Below are 19,907 nucleotides of genomic sequence, written 5' to 3' on the forward strand. Positions count from 1 at the left end.
CTGCCATCCAGGTCATTGGCAGGCTCATGCAGGATACGGCATGAGTGCTATCAACAAGGAGCGTTTCATGAGCAAGCCCGCCGCCCGCTTAGGCGACAAACACGTCTGTTCGTCCACCACCAGCCAAGGCACACCGATCACCAGCGGCTCTCCCGATGTCTTCATCGGTAATCAGCCGGCGGCTCGTGTGGGCGATACGGTGGCATGTGGTACGCCTCCTGCGGTGATCACCACCGGCTCCTCCAGCGTATTCATCAATGGCCGACCAGCGGCACGCATGTTGGATGGCACGTCCTGCGGCGGTGTGATTATCGAGGGTCTGGGCACGGTGCTGATCGGTGGCGGCTCAGTCGGTGCACCGCGTGAAGGCGAAGCTGATAAAGTTGCACCCTGCTCCCCGAACTGCGGCAACCCGGTCAATCCCATTCTCGGCGCCAAGCTCCTACCTGCTACGACCGATTTCGCCCTGCCAGCACCGGCTCCTTTTGTCTTCAGCCGCGGTTATCTGTCCAGCAATGCACAGGTAGGGATACTGGGACAGGGCTGGTCGGTGACGGGGAACAATCTCAAGCTGACGCTGGAGCAGCCTGAAGAGGAGGAATCAGACGCGCCTGATGCGTCTAATGCGGCATCTGAATCAGCGGGTATCGCTGATCTGACTGCTGAAGCATCCGATGACGACTCCGCCGCACAGCCGCAACCCCATCTGATCCTGCATGATGCCCATGGGCGGCGTATCCGCTTTACCGCGCTTGAATCCGGTTGCATGGCCTTTTCCGACACCGAGCAGTTCTGGCTCGCCCGCGGTGGTCTCTGGTCACCCGAGGATCACCCGCTGCAGCACCCTGCGTTCCAGGGCCTGAATGAGATCGATACGCTGAATGACACTTACTACTTCGTGTCCACCGGTCATCGAGTGTACCTGTTAAAGCCTGGCCCTGTCCCTGACAGCTGGCAACTGGCCGCCGAGTACACACATCAGGGCTACTGCACCCAGTATCAGCGTGATGCTGCGGGTAATATCCAACAGGTGATCGACAGCGCCGGCCGTCGGTATCATTTTCACTACCAGTCGGTACCGGCACTGCAAGACGGCGATCCAGGTGTCCGCCTGACCTCGGTCAGCCTGCTCTCTGATCATCTGCAGGTGGCCGGTGATATTGCAGGTGGTGTTGCAGGTGATGTGGTAGATGGTGTTGTAGATGGTGTTGTAGATGGTGTTGTAGATAACAGCGACGATGAGGCGGTCGGCTCACTGGTCACCTTCAGCTACAACGCCAGCGGTGATCTGATCGCGGTGCATAACCGGGCTAACCGGATCGTGATGCAGTATCAGTGGCAGAACCACATTCTGATCGGTTATACCGTCCCGGGGCGCCTGACGATGCGCTATGAATGGAGCGAGCACACCCCCGAAGGCAAGGTGCTGCGCCAGATAGAGGTGAACGGTCTGACCCGCACCTATGACTATCAACCCACCCATACCAGCGTGACCGATAACCTCGGACGAGAAGAGCGCTATGCGTTCGTTGGCAGTGGCCCCGATCTGCGCTGGCATGCCCACCACCGGGCCGATGGCAGTGAGCTGCATTTCAACTACAATGGCGATGGTCAGCGCATCTCTGAGATCGATCCGCTGGGCGGAGTTACTGTCTTCCAGCGCGACAGCCTGGGTCATCTGAGCAGCTTACGTCTGCCCACCCGACAGATCTATACCTACCGACGCGACCCGCTGGGCCGTCTGACCAAGATGACCACACCCGATAATGCCGTGCACCAGTATACCTATGATGAGCGCGGCAACCTCACGTCGATCATCGATGCCAATGAGCACCGTACCCGCTTCGAGTACGGACTCCGGGCGTTACCCGATCGCCCCACGCGTCGGATCGATCCCGAGGGCGCAACCCATACCTATACCTGGACATCCCTCGGTCAGCTCGCCAGTATCACCGACTGTTCCGGCCAGACCACCGCGTATGAATATGATTCCTTCGGTCACGTATTGCGTACCACCGATCCACTGAAACAGATCACTGAGTTTACCTACAACGCTGTTGGCCAGCGCATCAGTGTTACCCTGCCGGATCGCACCCAACTGACGTACACCTATAATGAGCACGGCTTGCTGACCCAGGCCAGCGATGCCAAGGGGGTGTACCAGACCCTGCGCTATGATGACCAAGGCCAGGTCATCGCCGAGACCGATGCCAATGGCCATACCCGTCAGTATCGTTACGATATCGCCGGTCGCTTGACGGAGATCATCAATGCCCAGGGCGCGTCCTACCACTTTGAATATGATGTGATGGATCGGGTGGTGCGCGAGGTCGGCTTTGATGGCCGGGAACGCCGCTACACCTATAACCGCTGTGGCGACCTGATCCAGCAGGAGGAAGTGGTCAACGCTAACACGCACACGACCACGCACACGACCCAGATGTACTATGACGGCGTGGGGCGCTTGCTGGCCCGTGAACTGCCCGCCACCGAGTTGTCACCGTCGCTGCTGGAGCAGTATCGTTATGATGCCGCCGGCCGGATGATCCAAGCGGATAATATCTATGCCCGGGTGGAGTGGGCCTACGACCCCACCGGCGCACGCCTGATTGAGCAGCAATGGCATAAGAACGCGCATCTCGCCCTGCAATATGCCGAAGCTAATCCGCCCGAGCACAATGACCAGCTTCTGCCCCCCTTGACCACGGATCTGGTGGTCTGGGAGTGGCGTAACGAAACGGAATACAACGCTCAGGGCATCCCCCGGATCTCGCAACAGGGTGAGCACGCCATGGGGGCCCTCCTCTACGGCAGCGGACATCTGCTGGCCCTGCGTCTGGGTAATCTGGAGATGACACTGGAGCCGGATGCATTGCACCGTGAGCAACAGCGCCAGATCAAGGCACGTTCTCAGGCACAACCCTTAATGCAGCGTGAGCGGCGTTACAGCCCGGTTGGCTTACTGGCAGCACAACGTGATATCTACCTCGGTGGCACTCAACCACTCAGTGATCACTCCGATCTGATCCAGATCAATCAGTACCAGTACGATGCCCGCTACCGCCTGAGTGGCATCACTCAGTCCGTGCCACCACTGGAGTCCGGTCAGCCGCTGATCACACAGCAGACCCAGGCGTTTCAATACGACCCCAGTGGGCGCTTGATCGGCAGCTCATGTTACAGTCCACAACATCCGACCCGCAACACCGAACAGCACTACACATTGGATAAAGAAGGCAACCGCGTCGGGTCCGGGGCCCATGCCGACCCCAGTGCCTGTCACAGCAACCGCCTTGAGCAGCTGGGTCATACACAGTTCCGCTACGACGATGCCGGCAACCTGATTGAACGCCGTGCGCCCCAGGATCTGCAAACCCTGCAGTATGATGGCCTGCACCGCCTCTCCTGCGTTGAACGCCAACGGCCCGGCTATCCCACCACGAAAACCTATTACATTTACGATGCCCTGTCGCGCCGTATCTGCAAACAGATCATCCCCGAGCGCAGCCAAAGCCACAGCATCCGCTACGGCTGGGATGGCGATCAACTGGTGCATGAAGATGCTGGCGATCAACGCACCACCGTGTTCTACGAACCCGGCAGTTTTGTGCCGCTGTTCAGAGTCGATGAAACCAAGCGCACCGAACAACTGGATGATCAGTGGCTACTCAGAGAGCCACAGGATCCGTCAGACGAACCCGCATACGACACCCACTACAGCGCCTTTGTGACCGACCATCTCGGCACCCCGCTGAAACTGATCGGCTCCGACGGACACCTGCTCTGGACCGCGAAGCCGGATGACTGGGCAGCAATCCGTGACGAAAAAGCCGTCCCGGACCTGAAGCAGCCGATCCGCTTCCAGGGGCAATGGATGGATGAAGAAACCGGTCTCTATTACAACCGGTATCGGTATTATGATCCGAGACAAGGCAGATACATTACTCAGGATCCCATCGGTTTAGCTGGGGGGATGAACAGTTATGCGTATGTGAGCAATCCTACGGGATGGGTTGATCCGTTGGGGTTGTTTTGGGGAGGCTTATTGGGAGGAGCAGCGAGAATGGGTAGTGAAGCTGCTGCAAGAAGACAGAGTGCTGCATTATTATCAAATGTAAGAAATGCCAGTGATGTTGTTGAAGCGACCGATAAAGGCCTCAGCATCCCTAAATGCCTTTATCACGATATCTTCTTGCCTAAGCAACTGCCTGCGATTGGTGAACACTACAGCGATATCGCTAAGCTTAATTATTAACCCGGTGGCAATTTATATCTGATATAATGCGTACATGAATATAGACGCACGCAAGCTCAGCCCAGAGCAACAGGAACTTCTCAGGAAGAAAGCGATTCGCCTCCGTAAGAGAGGCAAAACCTTCCGTGAAATCGGCCAACTTCTCGACATTCATCCCGATACTGTCGGGCGCTGGTACAAGCGCTACGAGACAGGCGGTGCCGCCGCTATTGCGGTTCAAAAACGAGGCCCCAAAAACAAGCCACGTCGATTGAGTGAACAACAGGAGCAGCAGGTCATAGAAGCTGTTCGCGATCAGATGCCAGACCAGTACAAGCTTGGTTTCGCCCTGTGGACTCGTCGCGCTATTGCTCAGTTGATCAAGCAGCTCTGGGGCATCGACATACCTGTCCGTACAATGGGGGATTACCTCAAACGCTGGGGCTTCACACCACAGAAGCCGCTGAAGAAAGCATGGGAGCAGAACCCCTCCCGTGTCGATGCCTGGCTGAAGGAGGAGTATCCCCAGATCAAAGCGCGTGCAGAAGCGGAGAATGCCCAGATTTTCTGGGGTGATGAGACTGGTATCAAGAACAACACCCAGCACGGTCGGAGCTATGCACCGGTGGGTCAAACTCCGGTCCAGCCACTGCCTGCCAAGCGGGTGTCGCTGAATATGATTTCGGCGATCACCAATCAGGGCACTGTGCGCTTCATGCTGTATGAGTCGACGATGACAGCCAAGGTGTTGAAGAAATTCCTGCGGGCCTTGATTGAGTCGACACCCGGTAAGGTCTTCCTGATCCTGGACAACCTGCGGGTACATCATGCCAAAGTGGTGAAACGCTGGCTCGAACGTAAGGCGGTTAAGCGCTATCTGGAAGTCTTCTTTCTGCCGGCGTATTCGCCAGAACTGAACCCGGATGAGTATCTGAACTGCGATTTGAAAGGCATGGTGCACAGTGGTCCAGCTCCCCGGACGGTGGACGAGTTGAAGAAGCGTACACGCTCTTGCATGCTGACACTTCAACGGCGCCCTGAGCGGGTGAAGAAATATTTTAATGCGGAGCATATTCGTTATGCAGCATAATTGATGTAAATTGTCGCCGGGTTAATATGACAATGCCATAGAGAGTTGCCAGAACATCAAAAATAACCAAGGAGCTTTTCCAGACCTCTTCAGTGAAAATGATATTGACGCAAATTATAATATGTGTGAAATGGATGCAGAAAGAGATCTTACAATTACTACGGAATTAAATCACACTCGAGTACAGGATATCGCTCGAAAGCAGAGAGAAAAAACCAGAGAATTATGCCTCCCACCCATGCCTGAGTTATAAACACTGAATTCAACGAAATATTTTACAGGAAAGAAATGCCAGAAGCCAAATTTACATTCATAAAGCACTTTTTCATATGGATATTGATCGCACTTGGATTGTGTTCATTTTTTTATTTCTATAGCAATAAGCAGCGATTAGCATATGAAATATGGCAATTTCCGACCTTAAGCTTTTCAACAAGTCCAATGGTTATTTATGATAACAACTTATATTTTTCAGACGAAACCAATCATCTTTACTCGCTCTCTATTGAAGGCACACTAAATTGGAAGATTAACCTAGAGTGCCCACTTCATACGAAACTAATTGCTATCGAAAATTTCATAGCTATTGAGACGATCGCTGCTTATCAAACTTTTTATCCAGAAGCAGTAACTAACTGCCGTAACGAAGAGCGGCTACATATTGTAGATCGATTATCTGGAAAGATTATTGACATCAAGTCAAGCAGGAAAGTTTACTCATATAACATTGAAGAGAATTATATTTATTATTCAACTGCGTCAATTTTGCATAAAAGTAATGTGAATTACTCGAATGTACAAAACGTATTGGATATGTCTCGCACAGATATGCGAGTAGGCGGATTTAGTTCGGATTTTTATATTGAAAACTCCACACTATATATGAAAAGCCTTTATCATGATGTCTACGCATTAGACCTCAACACCCATGAATTTAGATGGCGCTTCATATCGGACTGGAATTTTGAAGAAAAAGATACGGTCAATCCACATGAGACTTCACACTCGCTCATCCATGATGAAGGAGTAATTTACACTGCCCATAAAATTCAACACTCTACTGCTGCCGATGTCTATGCTTTTGATGCTGAAAGTGGTGTCATCTTGGGACGTTACCGCATTGAAGCTGGTGCAAGCCCTGGGCGCCTATCAGCTTCTGATAAATATATTTATATTCCATCAAGAGATTCACGAGTTCATGCTTTAACCAAACGTGACCTTTATCCTGTTTGGGATGTGCCCACCATCGGGCCAGTTCGAGGGGCGATGGTACCTTATCAAGGTGTGGTCTACGCTGGAACACAAGCGGGTAGCATTATTGGCCTTGATGAAGAAACAGGTGAGCGTGTCTATCGCTACCCTACTGATGATCCGATTCCTGGGACACCTGCAATTCAGGATGGCATTATCTATTTTGCGACCAATGGCGGTTCGATACATGCGGTGAAACTGCCAAATAAATAGGGTTCAATCAGTACATTTTGCTCTTTAACAATTCACTGAACACCACATCAGGACGGCACTCGGTTAGCTCACCAATATCGCCGATTGTGTGTCCATGTCTCAGGGCTCATACACAGTTCCGCTACGACGATGCCGGCAATCTGATTCAACGCCGCGCGCCCCAGGATCTGCAAACCCTGCAGTATGATGGCCTGCACCGCCTCTCCTGCGTTGAACGCCAGCGGCCTGGCTATCCCACCACGAAAACCTATTACATCTACGATGCCCTGTCGCGCCGTATCTGCAAACAGATCATCCCCGAGCGCAGCCAAAGCCACAGCATCCGCTACGGCTGGGATGGCGATCAACTGGTGCATGAAGATGCTGGCGATCAACGCACCACCGTGTTTTACGAACCCGGCAGTTTTATCCCGCTGTTCAGAGTCGATGAAACCAAGCGCACCGAACAACTGGATGATCACTGGATGCTCAGGGAGCCACAGGATCCGTCAGACGAACCCGCATACGACACCCACTACAGCGCCTTTGTGACCGACCATCTCGGCACTCCGATGAAACTGATCGGCTCCGACGGACACCTGCTGTGGACCGCGAAGCCGGATGACTGGGCAGCAATCCGCGATGAAAAAGCCGTCCCGGACCTGAAACAACCGATCCGCTTTCAGGGGCAATGGCTGGATGAAGAGACCGGGCTCTATTACAACCGGTATCGTTTCTATGATCCGAGGCAAGGGCGATATATCACTCAAGACCCCATCGGCTTAGCGGGGGGGATGAACAGTTATGCCTATGTGGGCAATCCTACGGGGTGGGTGGATCCGTTGGGATTGGATGCACTAAAGGGACGTGATACAGGATCATGGGCACAAACAAAAGCATATGCCAAAGGTGCGCTTAGCTACCCTTCAGATGTTTTCAGATCGATAATCACAGCTGGCAGCACTGCTTGTGAAAGCATTTTTACTGTATGCGCTAAAAATGTTGAAAACTCGCGGCGTATTGGTCGAGCAATATATGAATACAATCATGATCATGAAGTAGCTGCTAACGTCGACAAGGCGAATAAGCTGGGAATGCAAGCCGTAATGAATGACCCCGTAATTCAAGCACAAATTGCAGGTAGGGCCACAGTAGCAACTATAATAGGAGCAACAGGCATACCTGGTATGGGGTTAAATACCATTGCCATAACAGGTGGAATGCTCAGGTCTTCTGAGGCTGGAGGGGAGTATGTTAATGCTTCTGAATTAATGCAAGGAGCTTTGGGAGTAGATTTACAATGATGAAACAAAAATGTTCATTTTGTCGATCAAAAATGAGTTTTATTAAGGCTTTATATGCAAGTAAGAGCTTTCCAGTCACATGTGAAAAATGTGGAAAATCACAATTCAGGCGACACGATTATTCAAGGTTTATTTTTTATATTGGAGGCACAGTTGGACTATTTTTATTCCTTTTTATTTTTATGTGGAAAGGAGAAAGTTCGGTAGTCAATTCATTCATAGTTTATTTAACTATATTAATCTTTGCGTATATTGTTGAGCTATATGTATTTGACTTATCAGAATATGGAAATCAGGAAAGAATCCGGACTATCAAGAAATCTAAGAGAAATGTTTTGGTTGTAGTTTTAGTGGTTATATTGGGTGCAATTTTATATATTTTCGATATTTAGAAAGCATCTAAAATAGATCCTGCTCTTGGGGTGAGCGCATAGTTTAATAACACTCAGCTACAAGAAATAGCTCGAAAAAAGGACGAAAGCTAGAAAGATGTTCCCTGCCGCCCCTGCCGCCCCTGCCGCCCCTGCCGCCCCTGCCTTAACTCTAGGTGCTAAATTTGACAAAATATATAGGGAATAAATGCCAAAAGCTAAGGCCACAATAATAAAGTACTTTGCTATCTGGATATCAGTGTTACTTGGCTTAGGATTATTTTTTATTTCTATAGCAACAAGCAACGACTGGCATATGAAATATGGCAATTTCCAACCTTAAGCTTCTCAACAAGCCCAATGGTTATTTATGATAACAATTTATATTTTTCAGACGAAATCAATCATCTTTACTCGCTCTCTATTGACAGCACACTAAATTGGAAGATTAACCTAGAGTGCCCACTTCATACGAAACTAATTGCTATCGAAAATTACAACAATAGGTTAAAAAATGAATAGCCGTATTAAAAAAATATTGATCCAATCGGCACTAGCCATAATGACACTATACTTTATTATTAACATCGTGCAACCTTATGGAAACCTAATAATTTATGCCACGACTGTAAATCGTAGTGAAGAGAATTTATTTGAAAAATTTTTTATTAATAGATATCTATCTAAACTCTCAATTTCGATACGTGGCATTAGTTGCAACTCTCCGATAATAACTCTACCTATAAATTTAACGCAATATGAGTACACCCCATTTAAAGATGGCTCAATTATTTTGTTAATTCAGCAGTACGCATCACTTGATCAGAAAGACAATAGACGACAAAAATCATACACACTAAAATTACTTGATAAAACAATACAAAAATGTAATTTAAATACCCATATGGATCATATCTCCCCGTTAGTGGATGCAATTTTTTTAGAGCAAAGTGATGTTGTAAAACTGCTTTTAGAGCGTGGCGCAGATCCAAATCATGAGCTTAAAAGCTTATCTGGTTCGATTAGATCACCATTAATTATTGCAAGAATTTTTGCTCAAAGAGAAGGTGATAGACTAGAGAAAAATCCTAACCATCCAGAAGCTACAGGACAGGCCAAAATCATCTTAGAAATAATACAAACTCATATCGAAAAATTAGACTCAGAGATACCCACACAATAATCACGACGATAACTGTGAAGAGACAGTGGGATTTGATTGCCTTTCACCTGTCGGCACCCTACTACTCAATCTGTTTGATGATTAATACCTGACAGCTACCACACCGTAACCCTGACGCATACCCGACTTAAACAGTTGGCTTTTGACAAACCAGGCGGCCTGACTCACACTTAATATCACCGACAGGCTGCCAGAATAATCGCTCGCTCCTCCTGTCGTTCTAATGGTCACAATCAGAGGAGAGCGAAATGGACACATCCACACATAACCTCAAAACGCTGTTTGAACAGCTCGGACTGCCTGCCGAAGATGGGCAGATTGATCAGTTCATCAAAACCCACAAGCTTTTCAGCAGTGAAGTACGGCTCGAGTCCGCCACCTTCTGGACCTCATCACAGGCTGATTTCCTGCGTGATGCCATCAGCAACGACTCCGACTGGGCAGAGATTGTTGATGAGTTGAACGCTCGCCTACGCGACTGACCCTGTGCATTATGGGGTTGATTCGGGGCCATATGGCCCCATCATTTCATAATATCCATGAACTGACAGAAGCCGACAAACATGCTGACGCTTATCTCACCTGCTAAAACACTGGACTACGAATCACCGCTGGCTACCCAGCGCCACACGCAGCCGCAGTTAACCGATCAGGCTGCTACCCTTATCAAAACCATGAAGCAGAAATCCGTTCAGGATATCGCCGAAATGATGAAGCTGAGTGACAAGCTGGCCAGCCTTAATGTGGCACGCTACTCCAGTTGGTCGCCCATCCACACGCCCGACAATGCACGCCCTGCCGTACTGGCTTTCAAAGGTGATGTGTACACCGGATTGCAGGCTGAGCAGTTTTCGGAAGATGATTTCGATTTTGCACAGACACATCTGAGAATCCTCTCAGGTCTCTATGGCCTGCTACGCCCCCTCGACCTACTGCAACCTTATCGTCTGGAGATGGGCACACGCGTCAGCAATCCGGGTGGAGACAATCTCTATCAGTTCTGGGGATCACTGATCACCGAGCAGTTGAACCAGGAACTCAAACAGCAGACCGACCCTGTGGTGATCAACCTGGCCTCAAATGAGTACTTCAAATCCGTCAAGACCAAGGAGCTGGAGGCAAGAGTCATCACTCCGGTATTCAAGGATCAGAAAAACGGACAGTACAAGATCATCAGTTTTTATGCCAAAAAAGCGCGCGGTTTGATGAGTCGATACATGATCACCAACCGTATTCATAAAGCGGAAGAACTGAAAGGGTTTGATCTGGAGGGATATTACTTTTCAGAAAAGGACTCGAAAGAAAATGAGTGGGTTTTCCTGCGCGATCACGCCGAATAACCTTCTCATTATGAATCCCCTTTACCGATTGTTCGGTAAAGGGGAGAAATAGAGCATCAGGCCGTTTGCTCGATACCGACGATCACCCAGTTTCCACCCTGACCGCTCATATCTCGGTTCAGGTGCCAGGTTTCGCTGAATTCGGCTGTTTCGCCGTTCTGCTCTTCACGCATCCAGCCATAGAAATGGATACTGGCGACTACATGATCGCCTTCGTCAATGAAGTTGACCAGCTCAGCCATCACAGATACCACTTCGGTGTGTTGGTCAGCAGCATGACGAGCACGCTCCGCCTGCAACTGATGCAGCAGTTCGATGGAGGTATATTCCGCGATCTCATCCCAGGCCTGATTATCCCAGGAGTGTTGCAGATGCGTGAAATGCTGTTGCGCTCCCTCCAGAAAAGAGTCCTTATCAAACCACTCCGGTAGTGTCAGCTCAGGTTCTGCGAGCATATGACTCATGTCTGAACCAGAGTCTGAAAAAGTATCTGACGCTGGCTGTTTCCTGAACAGATCAGTCGCATCATGCTGAGCCCGTGGCGCTGCATAAGCAGGCTGCTGTTGCTGCCGTTGTCCGGCTCGCATCGCTGACACCACCTTGAAGATCAGAAAACCCAGCAGTCCCAGCAACAGAAAGTCCATCAACTGTACACCTTCAAAAGCACCACCCATGAACAGCGCTGCCAACAATCCACCGGCCAGCAACCCTCCCATCATGCCGCCCATGCCGCTGCGCTGAACAGCCGCCTGATTATTTCGCGAAGGTGTAGCCTCCTGTTGTCTGGTTGGTGCACTGCGCTGTGGCGTGGAGTAGGATTTCCCAAAAGAGCTACCACCGCCAAAACGCTTGGCTTCAGCTTCCATCGGCAGTAAAAAAAGACTGATCACCAGCGTGATCAGGGGTAAAGTCAAACGTCTCATGGGCGCTCCTGTAAGCAGTGTTTGCAAATCAGTTTGCAGATTGTTTTTGTAATCGTTTCAATGTCTGGGCAACAACCGCCAGATAAATTCCGGTGAATATTAGCAGTATCCCAAACAATTGATAGAGATAAACCGATTCCCCCAGAAACAGAACAGACAGCGCCATACCGAACAGCGGCATCAGATGTATGAATAACCCGGCTGTCGGCGCGCCCAGCTCTGCCACCCCTTTGTTCCAGAAGATAAACGACAGGATCGATGGAAAAACCGCCATGTACAGGACCGTCATCATGATATCGGAACGCATCTCAAGCAACGGTACCCCGCCTTGCTCGAAGATCGCCAGGGGCAGCAAAACCAAAACGCCCGCCAGCACAGAGAAGCCAAAGAAGGTGAAACCATCCAACTCAGTGGGTTTCCAGCGCAATGCTATTGAATACAGCGCCCAACTCATCACGGCACCAAATATCCATAGATCACCGCGATTGAAATCCAGTGACGTGATTACCTGATGATCGCCCCGACTGACCAACACGACAACACCGCAGAAAGAGATGAAAACCCCTACCCACTGCCTGAAACCGGCCTTTTCACCCAGAAAAAGAGAGGTGACCACCAGTATCACGATCGGGATGGCAGACTGCATCAGCGTCGCGTTACTGGCCGTGGTATATTGCACACCCTGATAAACCAGTGTATTGAAGCAGACTACGCCCAAAAAGGAGAGCAGCAGAAGTCTTGGCAGGTACTGACGTATGACCGGCAGGTTTTTGATCAGTTTAGGCAGCAGCCAGGGCAGTATCAGCAGCAGAGCCAAACCCCAGCGCATGAAGGCCAGCGTAAAGGGCTGCATGTCCATATGGATCGCACGCGCCAGAATAAAGTTGCCGGCCCAGAACAGTACTGTCAGGATAAGCAGTATATAAGCCACTGATATATTTCCTAATCATGATATAAAGGCCATCATTCTAGCGGCTGAAGCCGCAGACTGCATCCATCATCGAAACAGTTCATAGAACCCTTTATAGAACCTATGTCGATAGTTACAGTCACAGATACAATCACTTCTTCAGCAATATCACGCCATAACAGGTTATACATGCATACACGACCAGGATTGAACCGATTGATTGTCACCCTGCTTGCACTCCTGCTGTTCAGTGTCAGCACCAGCCAGGCTCAAATCATCACCAGCCCCTATGACACGCGGGAATATGAAACACTGGTGTTGGATAATCAGCTCAAGGTGCTGCTGATCTCGGACCCCAGCGCCGAAAAAGCTGCTGCCTCACTGGATGTCGCAGTAGGTTCGGGAGCCAATCCGGAGCATCGCCCGGGGCTGGCACATTTTCTGGAGCATATGCTGTTTCTAGGCACCGAAGCCTATCCCGAGGCCGATGGCTATCAGCAGTACATCAGCGCCAATGGCGGTAACCATAACGCCTTCACCGCCTACGAAAACACCAACTATTTCTTTGATATACAACCTCAGGCTCTGGAAGGAGCACTGGACAGATTTGCGGCCTTTTTCATCTATCCATTGTTCAGCCCGGAGTATGTTGAGCGCGAACGTCATGCCGTTGAGTCGGAATTTCAGGCCAGACGCCGCGATGATCATCGCCGCGCTCATGAAGTCAGCAAAGCGGTCATGAATCCTGACCATCATTACAGCCGTTTTGCGGTGGGTGATCTGGTTTCACTGTCGGACCAGCCAGGCCAGTCTATCCGCGACGAACTGATTGAGTTCTACAATCGCTACTACTCCGCCAACCTGATGAGTCTGGTGGTCCTCGGCCCACAGTCATTGGATGAGCTGCGGGAACTGGTAACAGAACGCTTTGGTAAGATAGGCAACTTTGATGCTGAGCCCTTTGTTGACGAGGCTCCACTTTATAGCGAAGACACCCTGCCTGCCCTGCTGGACATTCAGACCCTGCGCCAGACGCGAAGCATCAGCCTGAGCTTTCCGGTAGAACCTACCAAAGCGCACTGGGAAAAACGTCCGATTTATTATATTGCCAGCCTCGTTGGCTATGAGGGCGAAGGCAGTCTGTTGTCGCTGCTGAAGGCCGAAGGACTCGCCAACGGCCTGGGCGCATACAGCGGCCTGGATCTTGAGAAGAGTGCCACCTTCGATGTGACCATCGACCTGACAGAAAAAGGCTTTGTCGAGTACGAGCGAGTAGTCGAGTTGTTCTTTGCCTTTATCGATGAGTTGCGCCTGCAGGGCGTGCAGCCCTGGATCTACGAAGAGGAGAAAGCGCTGGCTGACCTGCAGTTCCAGTTTCGTGAAAATCGTCAGCCGATCCATGAGGTCGCCACACTGGCCCAGATGCAACAGCGCTACCCGACACAACACCTGCTCAATGCTGGATACCATTTCGGTGAATTCGACGCCGACATGATCCAACGCTACCTGAACGACATCACCCCTGAACAGATGCTGCTGACACGTCAGGCTCAGGATCTTGAAACCGATCAGACAGAGGTGCGCTACAACGTCGGTTACAAGCTGACCCCGCTTGCCTCCGAACAACTGTCACGCTGGCAGGAACCTGAAGCCAACCCAGCGCTGGTGGTCAGAAGCAGCAACCGCTTTATCCCGACCGACCTCGCCCTGGTAGAACGGGAGCAGGCTGTCGATACTCCAGAGCTCCTGTTGCAGGAGCCAGGTGCAAGCCTCTGGTTCCAACAGGATCAGCAGTTTGAACTACCCAAGAGTGACTTCTTCTTTGCATTGATGTCGCGCCCAGTGGCACAAAGTGTCGAAAACGCCGTGATGATCGATCTCTATATCCGCATGGTCAATGACGAGCTGAATGAGCCTCTTTATGATGCCATGCTGGCTGGACTCTCTGCGTCGCTCTACCCTCATCTGCGGGGATTTTCACTTCGCCTGTCGGGCTACAGCCCGAAGCAGCCTTTACTGTTGGATGAGCTGCTGCAGGTATTGAAAGCGCCAACGGCCGATCTGGCGCGCTTTGATCGCGTCAAAAAACAGATGCAGGAGAGCCTGATCAATCAGGCGCAGGAAGCGCCGACTCAACTCAGTTTCCAGAAGCTGTACACGATGCTGATGACCCGCTGGAGCACTGAAGATAAGCTGACCGCACTGGAAGAGATCAAGCTACAGGATCTGATGGCGTTCACCCCGCTCATATATGAAAAGGCTGAGCTGAGAATGCTGGCACACGGCAACCTGACAAGCGATACCGCACGTGGAATGGCTGACAAGGTCGCGGCGCAACTGATTGCAGAGGCTGATGAAGGGTTTGTTATCCCCGTGATTCAACTACCCTCGGATGAGCCACTCATCGAAACTCTGGATCTGGCACACCATGACGCGGTACTGAATCTCTATCTGCAGGGGCGTAACAGCAGTATTGAAGAGCGCGCCGCTGTTGCCCTGTTGAATGAGATCATCTCGACGCCCTTCTATTCAGAGCTGAGAACGGAAAAGCAGTTTGGCTATATTGTCTTTTCAAACTATCTGCCACTGCGCGATGTACCGGGCATATCACTGGTCGTGCAGTCCTCAGTCGCAGACCCACTGGAGCTGATGCCTCACTTCACTGATTTTCTGGAACGGATGCGAGAGCTGATCAACGATGCCTCGGACGAGAGCCTGGAACAGTTCAGACAGAGCCTGAGATCACGCCTGCTGCAACCTGACAACACACTGGCAGATCGCTCATCAAGATACTGGCGTGAACTGGATCGGGATGGTTCCTTCACAACACACTATCAGATTGCTGATGCCGTTTCCGGACTGGATAAAGAGACCCTGCTCGACACGCTGCATGCTCTGCAGAAGCGCCAACTGGTCCTGCGTCATTTCGGAGCAGAGAAGCAAGGCGAGATCAGCGAGGAAGATTTGCTACAGACGAGTCAGAACAGGATCGAGCAGCTCAGAGAAGCCGAGTTTTTTGTCACTGAATAGCACTTTGAAACAATAGCGCTTTGAAACAACAGTACTTTGAAACAATAGCGCTTTGAAAGATTGCCATTGAGTAGAGAAGCTGGAGGCGTTTACTCCTCCAGCTCAACACGCATACCTGAGAAAAAGAGCTCATTCAATTGTGGTAACCAACTGGTGTCTTCCTCCGGCGGAGCTTCCTCCTCTGGCTCAGCTTCCGCTGCTGCCGCCAGCTCGGCTGCCATCGCCTCAGCCTCTTCAGGCCCCAGCGTAATACCACGCAGGCCCGTCATCGGATCGCAATCCTCATCCTGCATCAGGAAGCAACGCTGCATATACAGATCATCATAAATCTGTCGAAACACCAGATCCTCGCCCCGGGCGGCTGAAGCCCGTTGCTGCGGGTCCTGCAACGCCACCTCTTCAAGGGTGATCTCCACCACAAAAGGCTCTTCCGGCTCGGAATAATGGATCACGACAGGCTCGGGGGGTGCCTGAATGCCGGAGGGGTGAATCTCTGGCATCTGTTCACGATCAAAGCTGCCCCACTCCATATCATCGTAAGCAGAGCTGCCCCTGACCATGCCGGAAAAGTGCTCATCGGTCACAACGCGATAGGGTATCTCTTCAACCGGCTGTGCCTGTACAGAACACACAACCATCACCGTGCAGACCGATAAAAAAGCCTTCACTGATAATTTAGAGTTCAAGGGGGTAGATCGATTCGGCATACAACGCCAGCTCCTCAAGGATCTGCATCGTCCGCTCATCTGATGCGTGTTCAGCTCCCAGCTGGTTCAGGGTTTCATAAAACTGCGGCAGTGTCATGTAGCCGCCCTTATCGCCATGCAGCAGTTTCTGGCTGCGATACTCCTCCCAACGCTCCTGCTCATCATCAGAGAGCGTCTGTGGGAAGTTGCGCGCCTTATAGCGCAACAACATCTCTTCCAGTCGCGGATCCTGAAACGGCAGATCCAGTCCCACAAGCTGCTCCAGCTCCGCACGCCGAACCTGTTCCATCAATTTGCGGTCCGTATCACTGAAAAAGCCACCACTGTAAAGCATATGATCAGGATCACCATCGGCCAGAAACTCGTTTTCAGTATAGATATCGGCCACTTTCTTCGCCAGGCCCGGTTCATTGCGCAGCAGGGAAAGATGACGGCGACAGACGTCACCATCTATCTGCAGCCTTGCTGCCTCCTCGGTGTTCAACATCCCGGCGGGCGCAATGATCGGGCAACGATTGGCATGTACCTGCTTCAGCGCCAGCACCGGCGCATCAGGAGGCAGCTCATCACGTGAGGTATAGATCAGGTGGCGCAGCGCCTCGACCGAATGCCGGAGCAGCGGTTCAGGATCAACACGTAGATCCCAGACCAGCGTGCTGTTACGGTTCGTTGGGTGTTGTGCCAGCGGCGCCACGATCGCCGCATTTCCACACTCCACCGGATAGCGTGAGGAAATATGCAACACCGGTTTCATCGCCGCAACATCAATCAACGACTGAATCGCCTGTTTGGAACGATTATTCAACACATACTCATACAGCTTCGGCTGCCGCTCTCTGACCAGACGGGCCAGAGCAATGGTGGCATAAACATCCGACAGCGCATCATGAGCCTGATCATGCTGCAAACCATTGGCGCGACTGAGATCTTCCAACCGCAGACTGGGCCTGCCATCCTCATACTCCGGCCAGACAATACCATCAGGCCTCAGCGCCCGTGTCAGACGCAACATATCGATGATGTCCCAGCGCGAACAACCATTTTGCCACTCTCGCGCATAGGGATCATGAAAGTTGCGATACAGCGTATAGCGCGTCACTTCATCATCAAAACGGATACTGTTATAACCCACGCCACAGGTCCCCGGACGAGACAGCTCTTCATGTATTCTGGAGATAAACTGCGCTTCACACACACCTTCCTGCAAAGCCTTCTGAGGTGTGATACCAGTAATCAGACAGGCCATCGGATGCGGTAGCAGATCATCGGAGGGGCGTGCATAGAGCACCACCGGCTCTTCGATGATATTCAAATCGCTGTCAGTTCGTACACCAGCGAACTGGACCGGGCGGTCCCGCTTGGGATCCGTACCGAATGTTTCGTAATCGTGCCAGAAGAAGGTTTCTTTAACCGGCTGCGCCATAACTCTCTCTCATTGTCCTGATTCGCTGAAGCCCCAAGCCATTACCGCAAAGGCTTATAGTTGATGCGGCATATATGTCATATCATGTAGGCCATATCACGAGTCAAGATTAACAGTTAACGCTCAAGGGATCACCCGCATGCAGCCAGATAGTGTGACACCGGATCAAACCTGCCCCTGCCAGTCAGGGAAAAGCTTCACCCAGTGCTGTTCACCCTTGCTTCAGGGATCGGTGCCGGCAGCCACTGCTGAAGCCTTGATGAGATCTCGCTATACTGCTTTCTGCATTGGCGCTGTGGACTATCTGATCGATACCACTGCCGCCGAAAAGCGCCATCCCGAAGATCATGCCCTGATAGCGGAGCAGACACAGATCACCAACTGGACCGGATTGAGCATCCTTGCGACAGAGGGCGGTTCTGAAGAAGACTCACAAGGGATGATAGAGTTTGAGGCCCGTTTTGAAGCACCAGAGGGAGGTGGCGTTTTGCACGAACAATCACGTTTTCGCAAGGACAACGGGCGCTGGTACTATGTTGATGGTGAAGTGGAGCTCCTCAGCGACTGAACTGATTACCTCAGAAAAAAATGCTCAATTTTTAATCAGACCTGCCGATGCATAGATGATGCGATAAACGACTTATCGATTGAGGTCTATCATGCGTATCGACTCCAGCACCTTCCAGCTGAATGCTTCCCATGCAGCTTACAGTCGGCTGGAAATTTCGGAGCGACTCAGAGCAGGCATGGTGCATACCGATCCTGAATCAGGTAACCGCCGGGTAACCACCACTGCAGAATACGCCCGCCAGGAGACCCACGAAAGCGCCTCTTTACTCACCTACAATGAACTGCGCCAACGCGCGGGCGATGCGTCTCAAACGCTGCCATCTCAAGCACTGTCACCTCAAACACTGAACAATCTGGAAATACCTCCCGACGACAACCAGATCCAGGCACAATTGCCACAACAAGCATCTGTTGAGGAGATCGAAAAAGCTGAACCCTTTCGTCTGGAGCTCTCATCCGAGGACAGATTTCGTGCTCAGTTGATCAAAAGTCTGTTCGAATCCCTGACCGGCAAGGAGATGCACTTCGCGCTGCTGGATGAAGAACTGGCTGCCTCCTCACAGGTCAGCCCGCCCACTACTTCAGATGCCAAGCAGGCAGCAACAGCTGCCACCGCAGGAGAACTCGGCATCGAGTATGATTATCAGGAAATTTTTTATCAGCAGGAAAGTACAGAATTCTCTGCAAAAGGCCAGGTGACGACAGCCGATGGTAAAACGCTGGAGATCAACATTGACCTGCACATGAGCAGAGAGTTTTATGAGCACAACACTCTATCCCTGCGTATGGGAGCGGCACTGTCAGATCCGCTGATACTGAATTTTGATGGTGATGCCATAGAGCTCAGTGACAGACGCTTTGAGTTCGATCTGACTCTGGATGGCACAAACGACCTGATACCGACACTGGCCAGCAATAGCGCATTTCTGGCGCTGGACAAAAATAACGATGGCAGAATAAATGATGGCAGCGAGCTCTTTGGTGCCCGTACCGGGAACGGCTTTGCAGAGTTGGCGGATTATGACAGCGATAACAATGGCTGGATTGATGAAAATGATCCGATCTTCAGCCAACTGTTGCTATGGATGCGACCGGGAAGCAGCGAGAAACAGCAACTTGTTGCTCTGGCCGATGCAGGTGTCGGTGCTATCTATCTCGGTAAGGCAACCACCCCTTTTGACCTGAATGCCCACGGCAGCAATGAGTTATTGGGCAAGGTTCAGGCGACCGGTGTATTTCTGAATGAAGATGGCCATGCAGGAACAATCCAGCATGTGGACCTCACAGTCTGATATAATCCCTTCGCCGTAACACTGAGCGACTGATAATCAGCCTGATGACAACCATCCTTTACACACTGGATATGGCGCATCCGCTCC

General features: G+C 51.2%; 15 protein-coding genes. 10 read left to right on the plus strand and 5 right to left on the minus strand.

Annotated features, from left to right (window positions below; all coding sequences use genetic code 11):
• Positions 1-40 precede the first annotated feature (40 nt).
• The 3 genes from ACK3CJ_RS16025 to ACK3CJ_RS16035 all read left to right on the plus strand — a co-directional run bounded on the left by ACK3CJ_RS16025 (position 41) and on the right by ACK3CJ_RS16035 (position 6,788).
• Positions 41-4,255, plus strand: coding sequence for a PAAR domain-containing protein (locus ACK3CJ_RS16025; RefSeq protein ID WP_409523217.1), 4,215 nt, complete (start codon positions 41-43; stop codon positions 4,253-4,255).
• A gap of 34 nt (positions 4,256-4,289) precedes the next feature.
• The gene (locus ACK3CJ_RS16030; RefSeq protein ID WP_409523218.1) at positions 4,290-5,324 is read left to right on the plus strand and encodes an IS630 family transposase; all 1,035 of its coding nucleotides are present in this window, start codon (positions 4,290-4,292) and stop codon (positions 5,322-5,324) included.
• Between the two features lie 288 nt (positions 5,325-5,612).
• Positions 5,613-6,788: a PQQ-binding-like beta-propeller repeat protein gene (locus ACK3CJ_RS16035; RefSeq protein ID WP_409523219.1), complete on the plus strand. Its 1,176-nt coding sequence runs from the start codon at positions 5,613-5,615 to the stop codon at positions 6,786-6,788.
• A 68-nt stretch (positions 6,789-6,856) separates the two neighbouring features.
• Here ACK3CJ_RS16035 and ACK3CJ_RS16040 read toward each other — a convergent pair whose 3' ends face one another.
• Entirely contained in the window at positions 6,857-7,162 is a 306-nt protein-coding gene (locus ACK3CJ_RS16040; protein WP_409523220.1) for a hypothetical protein, read from the minus strand.
• Here ACK3CJ_RS16040 and ACK3CJ_RS16045 point away from each other — a divergent pair.
• From ACK3CJ_RS16045 to yaaA, 4 genes are all read left to right on the plus strand, one after another.
• Complete coding sequence (locus tag ACK3CJ_RS16045; RefSeq protein WP_409523221.1) at positions 7,139-8,071, plus strand: RHS repeat-associated core domain-containing protein; 933 nt, start codon at positions 7,139-7,141, stop codon at positions 8,069-8,071. The genes ACK3CJ_RS16040 and ACK3CJ_RS16045 overlap by 24 nt on opposite strands.
• An 885-nt stretch (positions 8,072-8,956) precedes the next feature.
• Complete coding sequence (locus ACK3CJ_RS16050) at positions 8,957-9,625, plus strand: hypothetical protein (RefSeq protein WP_409523222.1); 669 nt, start codon at positions 8,957-8,959, stop codon at positions 9,623-9,625.
• 248 nt (positions 9,626-9,873) lie between these two features.
• The gene (locus ACK3CJ_RS16055; protein ID WP_409523223.1) at positions 9,874-10,107 is read left to right on the plus strand and encodes a DUF2789 domain-containing protein; all 234 of its coding nucleotides are present in this window, start codon (positions 9,874-9,876) and stop codon (positions 10,105-10,107) included.
• Positions 10,108-10,188: 81 nt separating this feature from the next.
• Complete coding sequence (gene yaaA / locus ACK3CJ_RS16060) at positions 10,189-10,965, plus strand: peroxide stress protein YaaA (RefSeq protein WP_409523224.1); 777 nt, start codon at positions 10,189-10,191, stop codon at positions 10,963-10,965.
• Between the two features lie 56 nt (positions 10,966-11,021).
• Here the strand turns inward: yaaA and ACK3CJ_RS16065 are convergent, their stop codons facing one another.
• Both ACK3CJ_RS16065 and ACK3CJ_RS16070 read right to left on the minus strand, forming a co-directional pair.
• Positions 11,022-11,888: a Tim44 domain-containing protein gene (locus tag ACK3CJ_RS16065; RefSeq protein WP_409523225.1), complete on the minus strand. Its 867-nt coding sequence runs from the start codon at positions 11,886-11,888 to the stop codon at positions 11,022-11,024.
• Between the two features lie 28 nt (positions 11,889-11,916).
• On the minus strand, positions 11,917-12,819 hold the full coding sequence (locus tag ACK3CJ_RS16070; protein WP_409523226.1) for a DMT family transporter: 903 nt from the start codon (positions 12,817-12,819) through the stop codon (positions 11,917-11,919).
• Between the two features lie 168 nt (positions 12,820-12,987).
• Between ACK3CJ_RS16070 and ACK3CJ_RS16075 the strand changes: the two genes are divergently transcribed.
• A complete protein-coding gene (locus tag ACK3CJ_RS16075; RefSeq protein ID WP_409523227.1) occupies positions 12,988-15,828 on the plus strand; it encodes an insulinase family protein in 2,841 nt (946 codons plus the stop codon).
• Between the two features lie 89 nt (positions 15,829-15,917).
• Here the strand turns inward: ACK3CJ_RS16075 and ACK3CJ_RS16080 are convergent, their stop codons facing one another.
• A complete protein-coding gene (locus ACK3CJ_RS16080) occupies positions 15,918-16,460 on the minus strand; it encodes a hypothetical protein (RefSeq protein ID WP_409523228.1) in 543 nt (180 codons plus the stop codon).
• A 43-nt stretch (positions 16,461-16,503) separates the two neighbouring features.
• Positions 16,504-17,958: an exodeoxyribonuclease I gene (sbcB, locus tag ACK3CJ_RS16085; protein ID WP_409523229.1), complete on the minus strand. Its 1,455-nt coding sequence runs from the start codon at positions 17,956-17,958 to the stop codon at positions 16,504-16,506.
• A 139-nt stretch (positions 17,959-18,097) separates the two neighbouring features.
• Here sbcB and ACK3CJ_RS16090 point away from each other — a divergent pair, with 139 nt between their 5' ends.
• Both ACK3CJ_RS16090 and ACK3CJ_RS16095 read left to right on the plus strand, forming a co-directional pair.
• Positions 18,098-18,526, plus strand: coding sequence for a YchJ family protein (locus tag ACK3CJ_RS16090; RefSeq protein ID WP_409523230.1), 429 nt, complete (start codon positions 18,098-18,100; stop codon positions 18,524-18,526).
• A 91-nt stretch (positions 18,527-18,617) separates the two neighbouring features.
• On the plus strand, positions 18,618-19,820 hold the full coding sequence (locus ACK3CJ_RS16095; RefSeq protein WP_409523231.1) for a hypothetical protein: 1,203 nt from the start codon (positions 18,618-18,620) through the stop codon (positions 19,818-19,820).
• The last annotated feature ends 87 nt before the right edge of the window (positions 19,821-19,907 follow it).

Source organism: Nitrincola salilacus (assembly GCF_046271865.1).
GTDB lineage: Bacteria > Pseudomonadota > Gammaproteobacteria > Pseudomonadales > Balneatricaceae > Nitrincola > Nitrincola salilacus.

What these genes read in the sequence shown, in the direction of transcription:
- ACK3CJ_RS16075 (WP_409523227.1), top strand. Translation starts at nt 12,988, where the DNA reads ATGCATACACGACCAGGATTGAACCGATTGATTGTCACCCTGCTTGCA.
- ACK3CJ_RS16035 (WP_409523219.1), top strand. Translation starts at nt 5,613, where the DNA reads ATGCCAGAAGCCAAATTTACATTCATAAAGCACTTTTTCATATGGATA.
- ACK3CJ_RS16025 (WP_409523217.1), top strand. Translation starts at nt 41, where the DNA reads ATGAGTGCTATCAACAAGGAGCGTTTCATGAGCAAGCCCGCCGCCCGC.
- ACK3CJ_RS16055 (WP_409523223.1), top strand. Translation starts at nt 9,874, where the DNA reads ATGGACACATCCACACATAACCTCAAAACGCTGTTTGAACAGCTCGGA.
- sbcB (WP_409523229.1), bottom strand. Translation starts at nt 17,958, where the DNA reads ATGGCGCAGCCGGTTAAAGAAACCTTCTTCTGGCACGATTACGAAACA.
- ACK3CJ_RS16090 (WP_409523230.1), top strand. Translation starts at nt 18,098, where the DNA reads ATGCAGCCAGATAGTGTGACACCGGATCAAACCTGCCCCTGCCAGTCA.
- ACK3CJ_RS16095 (WP_409523231.1), top strand. Translation starts at nt 18,618, where the DNA reads ATGCGTATCGACTCCAGCACCTTCCAGCTGAATGCTTCCCATGCAGCT.
- ACK3CJ_RS16065 (WP_409523225.1), bottom strand. Translation starts at nt 11,888, where the DNA reads ATGAGACGTTTGACTTTACCCCTGATCACGCTGGTGATCAGTCTTTTT.
- ACK3CJ_RS16050 (WP_409523222.1), top strand. Translation starts at nt 8,957, where the DNA reads ATGAATAGCCGTATTAAAAAAATATTGATCCAATCGGCACTAGCCATA.
- ACK3CJ_RS16030 (WP_409523218.1), top strand. Translation starts at nt 4,290, where the DNA reads ATGAATATAGACGCACGCAAGCTCAGCCCAGAGCAACAGGAACTTCTC.
- yaaA (WP_409523224.1), top strand. Translation starts at nt 10,189, where the DNA reads ATGCTGACGCTTATCTCACCTGCTAAAACACTGGACTACGAATCACCG.